Genomic DNA, 16,862 nt, shown 5'->3' with positions numbered 1-16,862 from the left:
CAGGAATGGATATGTACGCGTCAACAAACAATAGATCGTCTGTCAGGACGCCTTCGCCGGCAAGCCGGGCTCCTACAGTAAATCGGGTATGTCCGCGAGGGATTGGTCGGCTGGCGGGCCGCCTTCGCCGGCAACCCGAAACTCCGCAGACAACGGGCACAAAAAAGCCGCATGAAAACCCGAAGGTTCTCATGCGGCTTTTTCGGTTTGGCGACTATTAAGCCTTGGCAGCCGGCCGCTTGTCCTCGACCTTCCACTTGCCACCGTCGTAGAACGCCTTCCAGCCAGTCGGCTTACCGTCGACTTCGGACTGTACGTATTGCTCCTTGGTCTTGCGGCTGTAACGGATCACGGCAGGCAGGCCATCCGGATCTTTCTTTGGCGCTTCGCACAGGAAGTGGTACTTCGGATCGATCTCATCCTTGTGCGGCACGATCTCGAGCACCAGCGGTGCGCGGGTCTCGCGGTTTTTCGGGAACTGGCTGGCGGCCAGGAACAGGCCCGACGCACCGTCGCGCAGGATGTAGGTGTCGTTGACCTTTTCGCATTTCAGCTCAGGCATTTTCACCGGATCCATCTTCGGCGGCGCCGCATCACCACTTTTCAGCAGTTTGCGGGTGTTCTTGCAGGTCGGGTTGGTGCAACCGAAGAACTTGCCGAAACGGCCGGTCTTGAGCTGCATCTCGCTGCCGCACTTGTCGCATTCCAGGCTCGGACCTTCATAGCCCTTGATGCGATAGGTGCCTTCTTCGATTTCATAACCATCGCAATCCGGATTGTTACCGCAGATGTGCAACTTGCGCTTCTCGTCCAGCAGGTAGGCGTCCATTGCCGTGCTGCAGATCGGGCAGCGGTGCTTGCCACGCAGCACCAGCGATTCCGACTCACCCTCGTCGTCTGCGGCGATTTCATCGCCCGGCACCAGGTTGACGGTCGCCTTGCAGCGTTCTTTCGGTGGCAGGCTGTAGCCCGAGCAACCGAGGAACACGCCGGTCGACGCGGTACGAATCTGCATCGGACGCCCGCAAGTGGTGCACGGAATATCCGTCATCACTGGCTGGTTGGCGCGCATGCCACCGTCCGGACTCTCGGCTACCTCGAGTTTCTTCTTGAAGTCGCCGTAGAACTCATCGAGCACGTTTTTCCAGTCGCGTTCGCCCTGGGCCACGTCGTCGAGGTGCTCTTCCATGCCGGCGGTGAAGCCGTAGTCCATCAGGTTGGAGAAGCTTTCGGCCAAGCGCTCGGTGACGATGTCGCCCATCTTTTCCGAATAGAAGCGACGGTTGTGCAGCGCCACGTAGCCGCGGTCCTGGATGGTCGAAATGATCGCCGCGTAGGTCGAAGGACGACCGATGCCGCGTTTTTCCATTTCCTTGACCAGGCTGGCTTCCGAGTAACGCGCCGGTGGCTTGGTGAAGTGCTGGGTCGGATCAAGCTTGATCAGCTTCATCGCGTCGCCCTGGGCCATGTCCGGCAGTACGTCGTCGTCGCCCGGCTTGGCGATTTGCGGCATGACGCGGGTGTAGCCGTCGAACTTGAGGATACGGCCCTTGGCACGCAGCTCGAAGTCGCCGGCACCGACGGTGACCGTGGTCGACAGGTATTGCGCCGGCAGCATCTGGCAGGCGAGGAACTGGCGCCAGATCAGCTCGTAGAGGCGCTCTGCATCACGCTCCATGCCCGACAGCTTGCTTGGCTCAGTGTTGGCGTCAGACGGACGAATCGCTTCGTGAGCCTCTTGTGCGCCTTCCTTGCTGCTGTAGACGTTCGGGTTTTCCGGCAGGTACTTCTTGCCGAACTCGCTTTCAATATAAGTACGCGCCATCGCCACGGCATCGGCCGAGAGATTGGTGGAGTCGGTACGCATGTAGGTGATGTAGCCGGCTTCGTACAGACGCTGGGCCATCATCATGGTTTTCTTCACGCCAAAGCCCAGGCGGTTACTCGCGGCCTGCTGCAAGGTGGACGTGATGAACGGGGCCGACGGCTTGCTGCTGGTCGGCTTGTCTTCGCGCTTGACGATGCTGTAGCTGGAAGACTTGAGCTTCTCCAGCGCCGCCATGGCCTGGGCTTCGTTGAGCGGCTTGAAGGCTTCGCCCTTCTCCCGAGCCACGTCGAAACGCACGGTCGCGCCCTTGGCGGTGCCGAGGTCGGCGTGGACTTCCCAGTACTCTTCCGGGATGAACGCGCGGATTTCACGCTCGCGCTCCACCACCAGCTTCACGGCAACCGACTGCACACGACCGGCGGACAGGCCACGGGCGATCTTGGCCCACAGCAGCGGCGACACCATGTAACCCACCACGCGGTCGAGGAAACGACGCGCCTGCTGGGCGTTGACCCGATCGATGTCCAGCTCGCCTGGCTGGGAAAAGGCTTCCTGGATCGCCTTCTTGGTGATTTCGTTGAACACCACGCGCTTGTAGCGGCTGTCGTCACCACCAATGGCTTCGCGCAGGTGCCAGGCAATGGCTTCCCCCTCGCGATCCAAGTCGGTTGCGAGATAGATGGTGTCAGCATCCTTGGCGAGCCGGCGCAGCTCTTCGATGACCTTTTCCTTGCCCGGAAGGATCTCGTACTTGGCTTTCCAGCCGTGATCGGGATCGACACCCATGCGCGCGACCAGCTGCTTGCGCGCCTTTTCCTTCGGCGACAAGGCCGGCGCTTCGCCCGCGGCAGCCTTGCCGCGCTTGGCGGCTGGCTCTTTGCTGGCGCTAGCCGAACCGCTGGTGGGCAGGTCTCGGATATGGCCGATACTCGACTTCACCACGTATTCGTTGCCCAAATACTTGTTGATGGTCTTGGCCTTAGCCGGGGATTCCACAATGACCAGCGATTTGCCCATGGATCAGAAAATTCCTGAATTCTAGAAGTGAAAGGCGGTTGGCGCCTGACGCGGCACCGCTATATATAGTGGCTACAAGGTGAGGTCAAGCGCAGGGTTTTGCGCGCACTCAGCTTATGGCTTGTTAAAAAGGCTTGGCTCGGCTTGCACCAAAGCAAAGCGCGGCACCTGTTCGCCGTCAACCTCGACCGACTCCAGGAACATGCTCAAGGGGCGTACCCAAAAGCCGTAATCGCCATACAGGGCTTGGTAGAAGACCACTTCTTCCTCGGTTTCCGAATGCCGCGCGACACTGAACACACGGTACTGCGGACCTTTGTAATGTTGGTAGAGCCCAGGTTGTATCGGCATGCTTCGGCCCTCACTCAAATCAGCTTTAAATAAAAAATAAAAAAATCCGCAAAAACAAAAACCGGGGCACTTGGCCCCGGCTTCCGTCAACGCAACGCTTAAACGCGTTCGAAGACGGTGGAGATGCCTTGGCCGAGACCAATGCACATGGTGGCTACCCCAAGGTTGCCGCCATTCTGCTTCATCACGTTCAGCAAAGTGCCGGAAATCCGCGCACCGGAGCAACCGAACGGGTGACCCAGGGCGATCGCGCCGCCGTGCAGGTTAACCTTCTCGTTCATCTTGTCGAGCACTTTCAGATCTTTCAACACTGGCAAGGCCTGTGCGGCGAAAGCTTCGTTGAGCTCGAAGTAGTCGATGTCGGAGATACTCAGACCCGCACGCTTCAATGCTTTGTGCGTGGCCGGTACTGGACCATAGCCCATGATCGCCGGGTCCACACCTGCCACTGCCATCGAGCGGATTACCGCCAGAGGCTGGATGCCCAGGTCCTGCGCACGCTGCGCCGACATCACGATCATGCACGAGGCACCGTCGGTGATCTGCGACGAAGTACCAGCGGTCACGGTGCCACCCTTTGGATTGAAAGCAGGCTTGAGAGCCGCCAGGCTTTCCAGGGTAGTTTCCGGACGAATGGTTTCGTCGTAGTCGAAGGTTTTCAGGAAACCGTTCTCGTCGTAGCCCTGCATCGGGATGATTTCATCCTTGAACTTGCCTTCCACGGTCGCCTTGTGGGCGAGTTGGTGGGAGCGCAAGCCAAAAGCGTCCTGCTGTTCGCGAGTGATGCCGTGCATCTTGCCCAGCATTTCCGCGGTCAGGCCCATCATGCCCGAAGCTTTTGCCGCGTACAGCGACATGTGCGGGTTCGGATCGACACCGTGCATCATGCTCACGTGACCCATATGCTCGACGCCGCCAACCACGAAAACGTCACCGTTGCCGGTCATGATCGCTTGCGCAGCCGTGTGCAGGGCACTCATCGACGAGCCACACAGGCGGCTGACGGTCTGGCCGGCGGAGGTGTGCGGGATCTGGGTCATCAGCGACGCCATGCGCGCGATGTTCCAGCCCTGCTCCAGGGTCTGGTTCACACAGCCCCAGATCACGTCTTCGACTTCAGCTGGGTCGACCTTGACGTTGCGTTCCAGCAGCTTGCTGATCAGGTGCGCCGACATGTCTTCGGCGCGGGTATTGCGGTGCATGCCGCCCTTGGAGCGGCCCATCGGAGTACGACCGAAGTCGACAATCACGACGTCTCTTGGATTCAAGCTCATAAAATTTCACTCTCGCTCAAAAGTTGGGACGCTTAACCGAAGAACCGCTGGCCGGTCTTGGCCATTTCACGCAGTTTTGCGGTCGGGTGGTACAGCGCGCCCAAATCAGCGTACTGGTCAGCCAGGGCAACGAACTCTGCCACACCGATCGAATCGATGTAGCGCAGCGCACCGCCACGGAATGGAGGGAAACCGATACCGTAGACCAGGCCCATGTCGGCTTCGGCGGCGGTTTCGACAATGCCGTCTTCCAGGCAACGCACGGTTTCCAGGCACAGTGGGATCATCATCCAGTTGATGATGTCTTCATCGGTGACTTCGCGCTGTTCAAAGACGATTGGCTTGAGCACTTCCAGAACCGACGGGTCGGCAACTTTCTTTTGCTTGCCCTTCTTGTCGGTCTCGTAGGCGTAGAAGCCCTTGCCGTTCTTCTGGCCCAGGCGCTTGGCTTCGTAGAGCACGTCCACGGCCGAGCGAGTGTCGTCCTTCATGCGGTCCGGGAAGCCTTCAGCCATCACGTCGCGACCATGGTGGCCGGTGTCGATGCCGACCACGTCCATCAGGTACGCCGGGCCCATCGGCCAGCCGAACTTTTCCATGACTTTGTCGATACGGACGAAGTCCACGCCGGCGCTGACCAGCTTGGCGAAACCGCCGAAGTAAGGGAACAGCACGCGATTGACCAAAAAGCCCGGGCAATCGTTGACCACGATCGGGTTCTTGCCCATTTTCTTGGCGTAGGCAACGGTAGTGGCCACTGCCAGCTCGCTGGACTTCTCGCCACGGATCACTTCCACCAGCGGCATCATGTGCACCGGGTTGAAGAAGTGCATGCCGACAAAGTTTTCCGGACGCTTGAGGGCCTTGGCCAGCAAGGTGATGGAAATGGTCGAGGTGTTGGACGCGAGGATGGTGTCCTCCTTGACCTTGTCTTCGACTTCGGCCAGTACCGCTTGCTTGACCTTCGGGTTCTCGACGACGGCTTCAACCACCAGGTCCACGTGACCGAAATCACCGTAGGACAGGGTCGGACGAATGCCGTTGAGCACTTCAGCCATTTTCGCGGCGGTCATGCGGCCCTTGTCAACGCGGCCAACCAGCAGTTTGGCGGCTTCGGCCAGCCCCTGCTCGATACCGTGCTCGTTGATGTCCTTCATCAGGATCGGCGTGCCTTTGGACGCCGACTGATAGGCGATACCGCCACCCATGATGCCGGCGCCCAGTACGGCGGCCTGCTTCACGTCCCTGGCGATTTCGTCGTAGGCCTTGGCTTTTTTCTTCAGTTCCTGATCGTTCAGGAACAGGCCGATCAGGCTCTGTGCAGCGGCGGTCTTGGCCAGTTTGACGAAGCCGGCGGCTTCGATTTCCAGGGCCTTGTCACGACCGAAGTTCGCGGCTTTCTGGATGGTCTTGATCGCTTCGACCGGGGCCGGGTAGTTCGGGCCCGCTTGACCGGCCACGAAACCCTTGGCGGTTTCGAACGCCATCATTTGTTCGATTGCGTTCAGCTTGAGCTTTTCAAGCTTCGGCTGGCGCTTGGCCTTGTAGTCGAACTCGCCGGAAATGGCGCGCTTGATCATTTCCAGCGCAGCTTCCTGGAGCTTTTCAGGGGCAACCACGGTATCGACGGCACCGACTTTCAGCGCGTCTTCAGGACGGTTTTCCTTGCCGGCGGCGATCCACTCGATGGCGTTATCGGTACCGATCAGGCGCGGCAGGCGCACGGTACCGCCGAAGCCCGGGTAGATGCCCAGCTTGACTTCCGGCAGGCCGATCTTGGCCTTGGTCGACATGACGCGAAAGTCCGCTGCCAGGCACATTTCCAGACCACCGCCCAACGCGATGCCATTGATCGCGGCGACAGTCGGGACGTTGAGGTCTTCGAAATCGCTGAAAATCTTGTTGGCTTCGAGGTTGCCAGCCACAAGCTCTGCATCCGGCAGCTTGAAGTTGTCGACGAATTCGGTGATGTCGGCGCCGACGATGAACACGTCCTTGCCACTGCTGACGATCACACCCTTGATCGAAGCATCTGCCTTGATGGCGTCCACGGCCTGACGCAGTTCGTTCAGGGTTAGACGGTTGAACTTGTTGACGGACTCACCCTTGAGGTCGAACTTCAGTTCGACGATGCCACTTTCAAGAGCCTTAACCGTGATGGCTTTACCTTCGTAAATCATCAACTGATCTCCACGATATGGAAGCTGAACAGTACACGCCGGACGCAGGCGGATGGCTGGCAGGGACGTCACTCGTCGATGCTACGCCTATCCACCCGGCACACCCGCCAACGCGATAGTCGGGATTCTGTAGGAGCTGTTTGTCGTACAAACGCTCATTTCATACGCCCGTTTGATTTGGGTACGCCACCTTCACGGAAATTCCGACAATTGTCAATCGCCCAAAGTGTGGGTTGAGAGGCGACTTGGCGGTCATTTCTGTAGGACGAAGGCCTGCAACACGAGGTTGCATGAGCAATCATTCATAGAATCAATCTTTAGAAAATTCGCCCTAATTCACTGCAGCCTTTGTTTAACAAGCTACGCTGGCGAAACCTGGGGAAAAAACTGAACGCTTTTGGCGAATGCCCAGCGTAAGATCAGCCCAAACCGAATTACCGGCCTGCCTGGCCAACCCGCCCGATGACGTTGTCGGGCTTTTTATTGCCTGCAAAAACCCACGCGCGCCCTTGTAGGAGCTGCCGCAGGCTGCGATCTTTTGATCTTGCTTTTAAAAAATCGAAAGATCGCCGCCTGCGGCAGCTCCTACAGGGGATGGGGGTGTCTGCGGGGTTCAGGCCAGGGCCTTGAGGGTGGCGTCGATGTGCTGCAAAACGGCTGCGTCGCCCTTCTCTCCCCAATACAGGGTGATCATCTGCTTGTCAGCCTCGACCTTGTAGACGTTGTCTGGCAATTTTTCGAAATGATTTAGCAGTGCCCGATCCACGCAAGGTTCCTGCCATTGGTTGACCCACAAACCCGGTGATTTTTGCCAGTAACTCCAGCACGCCGGCTGATTGCCCCGCCGTGGTCGGTGGTACTGCGCACAGGGGTTTGGCGGTTCCTGGACGAGCCAGTGCGGCCATTCCTGAGGCGCCAACTGCATGGCCAGGCCAATGCGTCGCGCCTCCATGCGCAGGGCCATGCGACCACTCTGATGGCGCGAGGGTCGCAGCCATGCCAAGGGGCTCAACACCACCAGCAGGATTGACACCACTATCCAGACCGTCATATCTGTACTCCCGATTCTTGATGAGCGCATTGAGTCACTTTGGAAACACTGCGCTTGAAACCAGCCATACTTACCAATATTGCAACCCTCAGGAGGAGCACCTCATGCCCTACAACCACATTCTGGTCGCTGTAGACCTGACCGAAGAGTGCGACCCTGTCATCCACCGTGCTCGCGAGCTGGCGGTGAGCAACGGGGCCAAATTGTCCCTGGTGCATATCGTCGAGCCCATGGCCATGGCCTTTGGTGGCGATGTGCCAATGGACCTGTCACAACTGCAACAACAGCAGTTCGACCAGGCCAAGGAGCGCCTCGATCGCCTGATCGTGAAATACCCTGAGCTCTCCAGGGAATACAGCCACCTGACCTACGGCCAGCCACGCCAGGAAATCCACCACCTGGCCAAGGAGCAAGGGTGCGACATGATCGTGGTCGGCAGCCATGGCCGCCATGGCCTGGCACTGCTGCTGGGCTCCACGGCCAACGACGTGCTGCACGGCGCGCCTTGCGATGTGCTTGCAGTGCGCCTGCAAAGCAAAAGCTGACAACACCGCCCTCCCTGTGGGAGCGAGCCTGCTCGCGAATGCGTTGTGATGGTCGACAAATTTGTTGAATGTCAAGCCGCTTTCGCGAGCAGGCTCGCTCCCACAAGGGATCTGCAGTAATTCGCAGATCACATTGCATAAGAAAGCCCGGCGTTCACGTGTGTGAAGCCGGGCTTTTTTATTGCCGGATCAATCAGGCATCCAGCTCGGCCCAGCGCTCGACCATGATGTCGAGTTCAGCTTGCAACTGCGCAAGCTGAGCTATCACCGCGGCGGTTTCCGCAGCCGGACGCAGGTAGAAGCCCGAATCGGCCATCTGCCCCTCAACCGCGACGATCTGCTGTTCCATGGCTTCGATCTGCCCAGGCAACGCTTCCAGCTCTCGCTGCACCTTGTAGCTGAGCTTCTTCTTCGCCACTGGCGCCTCGACGGCGGCTGCAACAGGCGCGGGCTCGGCCTTGACCACGGCGGAGTTGAGGTCGGCCTTGCCGGACTTGCTCTCGGTCACGCCCAGCAAGCGCGGTGAACCACCCTGGCGCAGCCAGTCCTGATAACCGCCAACATACTCGCGAACCTTGCCTTCACCTTCGAAGACCAGGGTGCTGGTAACCACGTTGTCGAGGAATGCCCGGTCGTGGCTGACCATCAACACGGTGCCGTTGAAGGTCAGCAACACTTCTTCGAGCAGTTCGAGGGTTTCAACGTCGAGGTCGTTGGTCGGTTCGTCGAGCACCAGCAGGTTCGCCGGCTTGCTGAACAGCTTGGCCAGTAACAGGCGGGCACGCTCGCCACCGGACAGCGCCTTGACCGGCGTGCGGGCACGCTGTGGGCTGAACAGGAAGTCGCCGAGGTAGCTCAGCACGTGGCGGCTCTGGCCGTCGATATCGATGAAGTCGCGACCTTCGGCGACGTTATCGATCACGGTCTTTTCCAGGTCCAACTGATGGCGCAACTGGTCGAAATAGGCGACGTCGATCTTGGTGCCTTCTTCCACCTTGCCACTGGTCGGCTGCAGGCCACTGAGCATCAATTTCAGCAGCGTGGTCTTGCCGGTGCCGTTGGCGCCGAGCAGGCCGATACGGTCGCCGCGCTGCAGCACCATGGAGAAGTCCTTGATCAGGAACGGACCGCCCGGGTGAGCGAAGCTCACGTTCTCGAGCACCATCACCTGCTTGCCGGACTTGTCGGCGGTTTCCAGCTGGATGTTGGCCTTGCCAGTGCGTTCACGACGCTCGCTGCGCTCGACGCGCAGGGCTTTCAGCGCGCGTACGCGGCCTTCGTTACGGGTACGACGGGCCTTGATGCCCTGGCGAATCCACACTTCTTCCTGGGCCAGGCGCTTGTCGAACAGCGCGTTGGCTGTGGCTTCGGCGGCCAGCTCGGCTTCCTTGTGCACCAGGAAACTGGCGTAGTCGCCGTTCCAGTCGATCAGGCCACCGCGATCCAGTTCCAGGATGCGGGTCGCCAGGTTCTGCAGGAAGGAACGGTCGTGCGTGATGAACAGCACGGCGCCCTGGAAATCCTTCAGCGCCTCTTCCAGCCAGGCGATTGCACCGATGTCCAGGTGGTTGGTCGGTTCGTCGAGCAGCAGCAGGTCTGGCTCGGACACCAGGGCCTGGGCCAGCAGCACGCGACGACGCCAGCCACCGGACAATTCGGCGAGGGTCTTGTCCGCCGGCAACTGCAGGCGACTCAGGGTGCTGTCGACCAGGGTCTGCAAACGCCAGCCGTCGCGGGCCTCGAGGTCGTGCTGGACGTGCATCAGCTTGTCCAGGTCGGCATCGGTAACGATGTTCTGGCTCAGGTGGTGATATTCGGCGAGCAACGCGCCGACACCGTCCAGGCCTTCGGCAACCACGTCGAACACTGTCCGCTCGTCGGCCACCGGCAATTCTTGCGGCAATTCGCCAATCTTGAGGCCGGGTGCGCGCCAAACCGAGCCGTCATCGGGCTTCTGGTCGCCCTTGACGAGCTTCATCATGCTGGACTTGCCAGTGCCGTTGCGGCCGATGATGCACACCCGCTCTCCACGGGCGATCTGCCAGGACACCTTGTCCAACAACGGCATAGCGCCGAAAGCAAGGGACACATCGCTGAATTTGAGCAGGGTCATGAGCTTCTCCAAAAACCGGGCGCGTATTCTACCTGAAACGGGGCTCCAGCAGGCCGGCAATTTCACCTTGGCAGCACTCTGCACAACAAATGTTGCGAACTGATGCAGACCGGTCGGCAAAGCTTTCGCCCGTTGCTGGCAAAAGGCTAAGCTACAGATAATCAGTGCGGGCATCGCCAGCACTTGTCATGTTTTTTCTGTCCGGACGTCTCATGCGCAGTCGCCTTCTCAATTTTTTGTCATGTTTTTTACTTTCTGCCGCTGCCGTTCAATCCGCACAGGCGGTGGACCTGTCTACCCAACGCCAATACTACGATGAAGCCAAGCGCGCCCTGGCGAAGGGCGACACCGGGCCGTATTTCCGCTACAGCCAGGCCCTGGCCGACTATCCGCTGGAGCCATACCTGGCTTACGACGAACTGACCGCGCGCTTGAAAACCGCGAGCAATGCCGAGATTGAGAAGTTCCTCGCCGAACACGGTGACCTGCCCCAGGCCAACTGGATGAAGCTGCGCTGGTTGCGCTGGCTGGCGGAACGCGGCGACTGGGCGACCTTCGTCAAGTATTACGACCCCAAGTTGAATTTCACCGAACTGGACTGCCTCAACGCGCAGTACCAGATCAGCCACAACCTCAAGACCGAAGGCTACGCCAACGCCAACAAGCTCTGGCTAAGCGGTAAAACGCAACCGGCAGCCTGTGATGCCCTGTTCGGCATGTGGGCCGCCGAAGGCCAGTTGACCGAGCAGAAGCGCTGGGAACGCGCCAAGCTCGCCGCCCAGGCACGCAACTACCCACTGGCCAACAGCCTGGTCAATGGCTTGTCCACCCTCGCCCCCCGTGGCCGCCTGCTGGTCGATGTAGCCCAGAATCCCGAGCTGCTCAATTCGCCGTCGCGCTTCGCCCCAGCCGATGAACCGATGTCCGATGTGGTCAGCCTGGGCCTGCGCCGCCTCGCCCGTCAGGATCCGGACAGGGCCATGGCCCTGCTCGACGGTTACGCCAGCAGCATGCACTTCTCGCGCGACGAAAAAGTGGCCATCGCCCGGGAAATCGGGCTGACCCTGGCGCGACGTTTCGACAGCCGCGCGCTGGACATGATGACCAAATACGACCCGGAACTGCGCGACAACACGGTGTCTGAGTGGCGCATGCGTTTGTTGCTGCGCCTGGCGCGCTGGGACGATGCCTACCAGTTGACTCGCCGCCTGCCCCAGGACCTGGCCACTACCAACCGCTGGCGCTACTGGCAGGCCCGCAGCCTGGAACTGGCGCAGCCGCAGAACCCGGAGGCACTTAATCTCTATAAGAGCCTGGCCCGCGAGCGCGATTTCTATGGCTTCCTCGCCGCCGACCGTTCGCAGTCGCCGTATTCGCTGAACAACAAACCGCTGGTGCTCAGCCAGGCACTGATCAACAAGGTGCGTAACACCCCTGGCATACGCCGCGCCCTGGAGTTTCATGCCCGCGGACAGATCGTCGACGGTCGCCGCGAGTGGTATCACGTCAGCCGCCACTTCAGTCGCGATGAAATGGTTGCCCAGGCGAAACTGGCCTACGACCTGAAATGGTATTTCCCGGCGATTCGCACCATCAGCCAGGCGCAGTACTGGGACGACCTGGACATTCGCTTCCCGATGGCCCACCGCGACACCCTGGTGCGTGAAGCCAAGGTCCGTGGCCTGCACTCAAGCTGGGTATTTGCCATCACCCGCCAGGAAAGCGCCTTCATGGAAGATGCCCGTTCCAGCGTCGGTGCGAGCGGCCTGATGCAATTGATGCCGGGCACCGCCAAGGAAACCGCGCGCAAGTTCAGCATTCCGCTGGCCTCGCCGCAGCAGGTGTTCAACCCGGACAAGAACATCCAGCTGGGCGCGGCTTACCTGAGCCAGGTTCACAGCCAGTTCAACGGCAACCGCGTCCTCGCCTCCGCCGCCTACAACGCCGGCCCCGGCCGCGTGCGCCAATGGCTGCGCGGTGCCGATCACCTGAGCTTCGACGTCTGGGTGGAAAGCATCCCGTTTGACGAAACCCGCCAGTACGTACAGAACGTGCTGTCGTATTCAGTGATCTACGGCCAGAAACTCAACTCGCCGCAACCGCTGGTGGATTGGCACGAGCGGTATTTCGACGATCAGTGAGTTTGATTGAAACAAGATCAAAAGATCGCAGCCTGCGGCAGCTCCTACGGGGTGTACACCGTCCCACTGTAGGAGCTGCCGCAGGCTGCGATCTTTTGATTCTGATTCTCAAATCCAAATGGCATCCCACAAGGGATATTCGCCAACCCTGGAAACCAACCCGGCCCGCAACGGATTCATGACGATATACCGCGCAGCTCCCTTGATATCCTCATCACGCCGTAACGCGCGATCGTAATACCCCCGCTGCCACAATCGCCCCTGCTCACCGCGCACCAGATTGATCGAACGGCTGCTTCTGGATTTGATGCGGCACATCAACTCCGCCAGGGACCCATTTTTCAATTCAATCAGCCAATGCAGGTGATCTGGCATTACGACCCAGGCCATGGAAGTGACCGACGCGCTTTCATCAGCGCAGCGCAGTTGATCCACCAAAAGACGACCCAAACGCCAATAGCAAATACCGGCTGGCGCTGTTGAGTGACTGCTGTCAGCAGATAGAGGCGACCCTGTTCAGCAAATCTGGACTTGCGCAGGCGACACCCATTTGCGGCGATGGGCATTCCGTTGCCCTCCCTGAATATGCGGATTGCACAAGATTATCCCACTGAGATGAGACCGCTGATATGCGCAATTTCTGCATATTTCAGAGCGCCGTTACCGGGTGAGTTACTGGGTCGGTTACTGGGTCGCTCAACAACTCCATCTCACGAAACCTCGCGTTTATCACTGAACTGCAACGCCGCCAACCGTGCATACAGCGCGTTATTCGCAATCAGCGACTGGTGCGTGCCCACTGCCACCAACTTGCCCTGGTCCATCACCGCAATGCGATCGGCGTTTTTGACCGTGGCCAGGCGGTGGGCGATGACCAGGGTGGTGCGGTTTTTCATCAGGCTGGGTAATGCCTGCTGGATCAGGTGCTCGCTCTGGGCGTCGAGGGCGCTGGTGGCTTCGTCCAGCAGCAGGATGGGCGCATCCACCAGCAACGCGCGGGCGATGGCCAGGCGCTGGCGCTGACCGCCGGACAAGCCGAGGCCGCCGTCGCCCAGGTGCGTCTGGTAGCCGTTGGGCATGGCTTCGATGAAGTCGTGGGCATAGGCGATTTTTGCCGCCTCGCGGACCTCCTCCGAGGTCGCCGTCGGGTTGCCGTAGCGCAGGTTGTCTTCGATGCTGCCGAAAAACAGCGCCGGGGTTTGCGACACCAGTGCAAAGCAGCGCCGCAGGTCCAGCGGATCGAGTTGGGTCAGGGGCACGCCATCGAGCAGGATGCGCCCTTCGGCGGGGTCGTAAAAGCGCAGCAGCAGGTCATACACCGTCGATTTGCCTGCCCCGGAAGGCCCGACCAACGCCAGGGTCTCCCCGGCCTGGATGGTCAGGCTCAGGCCGTCGACGGCGTAGCTTTCAGGGCGCGATGGGTAGCTAAAGCGCACATCCTGCAACACCAGGTCACCCTTCACCCGCTCGGGCAAGGTCACCAGGCCAGTGGACGGCGGCTGGATGATGTTCTGCGCCCGCAGCAATTCGGCGATCCGTTCTGCCGCGCCCGCTGCGCGCTGCAACTCGCCGATCACCTCACTCAAGGTGCCGAACGCACTGCCGACGATCAGGCTGTAGAAGACAAACGCCGCCAGCTCACCCGCGGAAATCCGCCCGGCAATCACGTCCATGCCGCCAACCCAGAGCATCACGCCGACGGCGCCCAACACCAGCACGATCACCAGGGTAATCAGCCAGGCGCGCTGGAAAATGCGCTTGCGCGCGGTGTCGAACGCCTCCTCCACGGTGACGGCGAACCGCTGTTCGTCCTGGGCCTGGTGGTTGTAGGCCTGCACGGTCTTGATCTGGCCCAGGGTCTCGGACACGTAGCTGCCGATGTCGGCAATCCGGTCCTGGCTCAGGCGCGACAGGCTGCGCACCCGGCGGCCAAAAATCAGGATCGGCGCGATCACCAACGGCAAGGCGACCACCACGATGCTGGTGAGTTTTGGATTGGTGACAAACAGCAGGACAATCCCGCCAATCACCATCAGCAAGTTGCGCAGGAACAATGACAGGGACGAGCCGATCACCGATTGCAGCAGCGTGGTATCGGCGGTCAGGCGCGACTGGATCTCGGAACTGCGGTTGTCCTCGTAGAAACCCGGGTGCAGGTACACCAAATGGTTGAACACCCGGCGACGGATGTCGGCGACGCAACGCTCGCCGATCCACGACACCAGGTAAAACCTCGCAAAGGTGCCGACCGCCAGGCCGATCACCAACAACATGAACAGAGCGATGGACTGGTTGAGCAAATGCGGGGACTGGGTCATGAAACCCTGGTCCACCAGCAGTCGAATGCCCTGCCCCATGGACAAGGTAATACCCGCCGTGACGACCAGCGCGAACAGGGCGCCCAGTGCCTGCCAGCGGTAAGGTGCGATGAAACGACCGGCCAGGCGGAGCGCACGACGGTGACGAACAGTGAGCATTGGCATCATCCAGAAAGGAGCCATAAACAGGACCAGCGTACACCGACCAACAAGGTGCAATGGCTGAATCAGAATGAGTCAGGTTAATTATGACCATGCAGTCTAGTGCCTAGACAGTATTGGTCTAAAGTTCGGGTAGCCATGTCGGGATATTTCTGGTCGACTGGCGATGCCGTTCAGGAGCGATCGCAGGGAGTTGTCACAGCCTGGTCACCTGACGGTTTTAATCTAGGCACACAACCTGATGAGGAGACAGGCCATGTCCTTGCAACAACGCAGCGATGACAAGATTCAAGTGATCCGCACGCAGCCAGACCAGTCTCTGGGGTGCTCGATAATCGATGATCAGGGCCGCGAAGTACCGATCACTGAAAAGATGATCCAGAAAGCGTGCAAAGAACTGGAGAAGCGATTGGTCAAGCCTGCCGAAGAGAAGTGATGTAACCACCGTCTTCATTGACCCGGCCCTTTGAGGGCCGGGTTTTTTATGGGTTTTTTCTGCAAGATTTGCGGTGTGGCCCTTCGCGAGCAAGCCCGCTCCCACATTGACCGAGTTGTTCAGGCAGGCGCGGTTTAATGTGGGAGCGGGCTTGCTCGCGAAGGGGCCTACTCGGTCTCTAGACAGCCGTCGCGCCCAGCGCCGCCACGATCTGCTGCAACGCTGGCGCATCCCCGTCGATACGCACCTGCAACCCGTCGATCTCCCGTCGTGACGGGTAGTTCTTGCGCAACACATCGAACGCCGCACGCTGCTCGCTCACACGGCCGACCAGGCTGCGGCGAAAATCCGCATCGTCACGGCGCGGGTCGTACACGCCACGGCACAACATCGCCAGGGCCCACGCCGGGTCGGTATCCCCGCTCAAGGTCACCTGCGACAGCCACGGGGCTGGCAGCAAGTCGCCGAGGCTGACCTGCGGCGCTTGCCCGAGGAACTCGCAGTACGCCTGATAGATCTGCGCCGTGCCGCGCTGCTTGCCATCGAGGCTGTACCCGGCAATGTGCGGCGTGGCCAGCACGCAGAGTTCGGCCAGGGCCACATCGACTTCGGGCTCGCCCTCCCAGACATCGAGCACCGCCTGCAGGTCTTCGCGCTGCAGCAGCACCTCTCGCAAGGCGGTGTTGTCCACTACCGGGCCACGGCTGGCGTTGATCAGCCAGGTGCCGGGCTTGAGCTGGTTCAGGCGGCGTTGATCGAACAGGTGCCAGGTGGGCTGGGCGCCCTTGCGGGTCAGCGGGGTGTGCAGGCTGATGACATCGCACTGCTCGATGATCTGTTCAAGGCTGACGTAGTCGCCACCCTCGGCGGCCTGGCGTGGCGGATCGCAGACCAGCACCTTCCAGCCCAGCCCCTGCAGGACCTTGACCAGTCGTCCCCCGACCTCACCAGCACCCACCACGCCGTAGGTGCGCTGGGTCAGGTCGGCGCCTTCGATTTCAGCCAGGGTCAGCAGGCTGCCGAGCACGTAGTCGACCACGCCCCGGGCGTTGCAGCCCGGCGCGCTGGACCAGGTGATGCCGGCCTGTTGAAAGTATTCCAGGTCCAGGTGATCGGTGCCGATGGTGCAGGTGCCGACAAAACGCACCTTGCTGCCTTCGAGCAATACACGGTCGACGCGGGTGACCGAACGCACCAGCAGTACATCGGCCTGTTCGACGGTGGCGCGGTCGATGGAACGCCCCGGCACCCGGCGGATTTCACCGAATGTCTGGAAGAAGGCGTCGAGCAAGGGGATATTTTCGTCGGCAACGATCAGCATGTCAGGCTCCTTTGGCGGACCGGCAGTGTAGGCGTAGTTCACGTCTTGCGCCTAGCGCCGATACCCTCCCCGATCCCCGATCACTGATCACCGATCCCTTGTAGGAGCGAGCATGCTCCGGGCGG

11 protein-coding genes and 1 pseudogene are annotated in these 16,862 nt (G+C 60.3%); 3 read left to right on the top strand and 9 right to left on the bottom strand.

Annotated features, from left to right (window positions below):
* Positions 1 to 217: 217 nt before the first annotated feature.
* The 5 genes from topA to PG5_RS28535 form a co-directional block, all read right to left on the bottom strand.
* A complete protein-coding gene (topA, locus tag PG5_RS28555; protein WP_020800560.1) occupies positions 218 to 2,845 on the bottom strand; it encodes a type I DNA topoisomerase in 2,628 nt (875 codons plus the stop codon).
* 114 nt (positions 2,846 to 2,959) lie between these two features.
* On the bottom strand, positions 2,960 to 3,196 hold the full coding sequence (locus PG5_RS28550) for a DUF1653 domain-containing protein (protein WP_020800559.1): 237 nt from the start codon (positions 3,194 to 3,196) through the stop codon (positions 2,960 to 2,962).
* Between the two features lie 98 nt (positions 3,197 to 3,294).
* The gene (gene fadA, locus PG5_RS28545; RefSeq protein WP_033045454.1) at positions 3,295 to 4,470 is read right to left on the bottom strand and encodes an acetyl-CoA C-acyltransferase FadA; all 1,176 of its coding nucleotides are present in this window, start codon (positions 4,468 to 4,470) and stop codon (positions 3,295 to 3,297) included.
* A gap of 32 nt (positions 4,471 to 4,502) precedes the next feature.
* A complete protein-coding gene (gene fadB, locus PG5_RS28540) occupies positions 4,503 to 6,650 on the bottom strand; it encodes a fatty acid oxidation complex subunit alpha FadB (protein WP_020800557.1) in 2,148 nt (715 codons plus the stop codon).
* Positions 6,651 to 7,263: 613 nt separating this feature from the next.
* Positions 7,264 to 7,701, bottom strand: coding sequence for a hypothetical protein (locus PG5_RS28535; RefSeq protein ID WP_020800556.1), 438 nt, complete (start codon positions 7,699 to 7,701; stop codon positions 7,264 to 7,266).
* Between the two features lie 104 nt (positions 7,702 to 7,805).
* On the opposite strand from PG5_RS28535, the gene PG5_RS28530 reads away from it, so the two are divergent.
* Complete coding sequence (locus PG5_RS28530; RefSeq protein WP_020800555.1) at positions 7,806 to 8,246, top strand: universal stress protein; 441 nt, start codon at positions 7,806 to 7,808, stop codon at positions 8,244 to 8,246.
* Between the two features lie 193 nt (positions 8,247 to 8,439).
* Here PG5_RS28530 and PG5_RS28525 read toward each other — a convergent pair whose 3' ends face one another.
* The gene (locus PG5_RS28525; protein WP_020800554.1) at positions 8,440 to 10,359 is read right to left on the bottom strand and encodes an ATP-binding cassette domain-containing protein; all 1,920 of its coding nucleotides are present in this window, start codon (positions 10,357 to 10,359) and stop codon (positions 8,440 to 8,442) included.
* 212 nt (positions 10,360 to 10,571) lie between these two features.
* On the opposite strand from PG5_RS28525, the gene PG5_RS28520 reads away from it, so the two are divergent.
* Entirely contained in the window at positions 10,572 to 12,500 is a 1,929-nt protein-coding gene (locus PG5_RS28520) for a transglycosylase SLT domain-containing protein (RefSeq protein ID WP_020800553.1), read from the top strand.
* Positions 12,501 to 12,608: 108 nt separating this feature from the next.
* On the opposite strand, the pseudogene PG5_RS33960 reads toward PG5_RS28520, so the two are convergent.
* Both PG5_RS33960 and PG5_RS28510 read right to left on the bottom strand, forming a co-directional pair.
* Positions 12,609 to 13,066 (bottom strand): annotated as a pseudogene (locus PG5_RS33960) (transposase).
* A gap of 144 nt (positions 13,067 to 13,210) precedes the next feature.
* Positions 13,211 to 14,977: an ABC transporter transmembrane domain-containing protein gene (locus PG5_RS28510; protein WP_020800551.1), complete on the bottom strand. Its 1,767-nt coding sequence runs from the start codon at positions 14,975 to 14,977 to the stop codon at positions 13,211 to 13,213.
* Positions 14,978 to 15,236: 259 nt separating this feature from the next.
* Here PG5_RS28510 and PG5_RS28505 point away from each other — a divergent pair, with 259 nt between their 5' ends.
* Positions 15,237 to 15,416: a PA1571 family protein gene (locus PG5_RS28505; protein WP_020800550.1), complete on the top strand. Its 180-nt coding sequence runs from the start codon at positions 15,237 to 15,239 to the stop codon at positions 15,414 to 15,416.
* Positions 15,417 to 15,594: 178 nt separating this feature from the next.
* Here the strand turns inward: PG5_RS28505 and pdxB are convergent, their stop codons facing one another.
* Positions 15,595 to 16,737, bottom strand: coding sequence for a 4-phosphoerythronate dehydrogenase PdxB (pdxB, locus tag PG5_RS28500; protein ID WP_020800549.1), 1,143 nt, complete (start codon positions 16,735 to 16,737; stop codon positions 15,595 to 15,597).
* Positions 16,738 to 16,862 lie beyond the last annotated feature (125 nt).

It is taken from the genome of Pseudomonas sp. G5(2012) (genome assembly GCF_000408945.1).
GTDB lineage: Bacteria > Pseudomonadota > Gammaproteobacteria > Pseudomonadales > Pseudomonadaceae > Aquipseudomonas > Aquipseudomonas umsongensis.
Note: the sequence above shows the minus strand (reverse complement) of the source record. Positions and strands in the feature narration are given on the sequence as shown.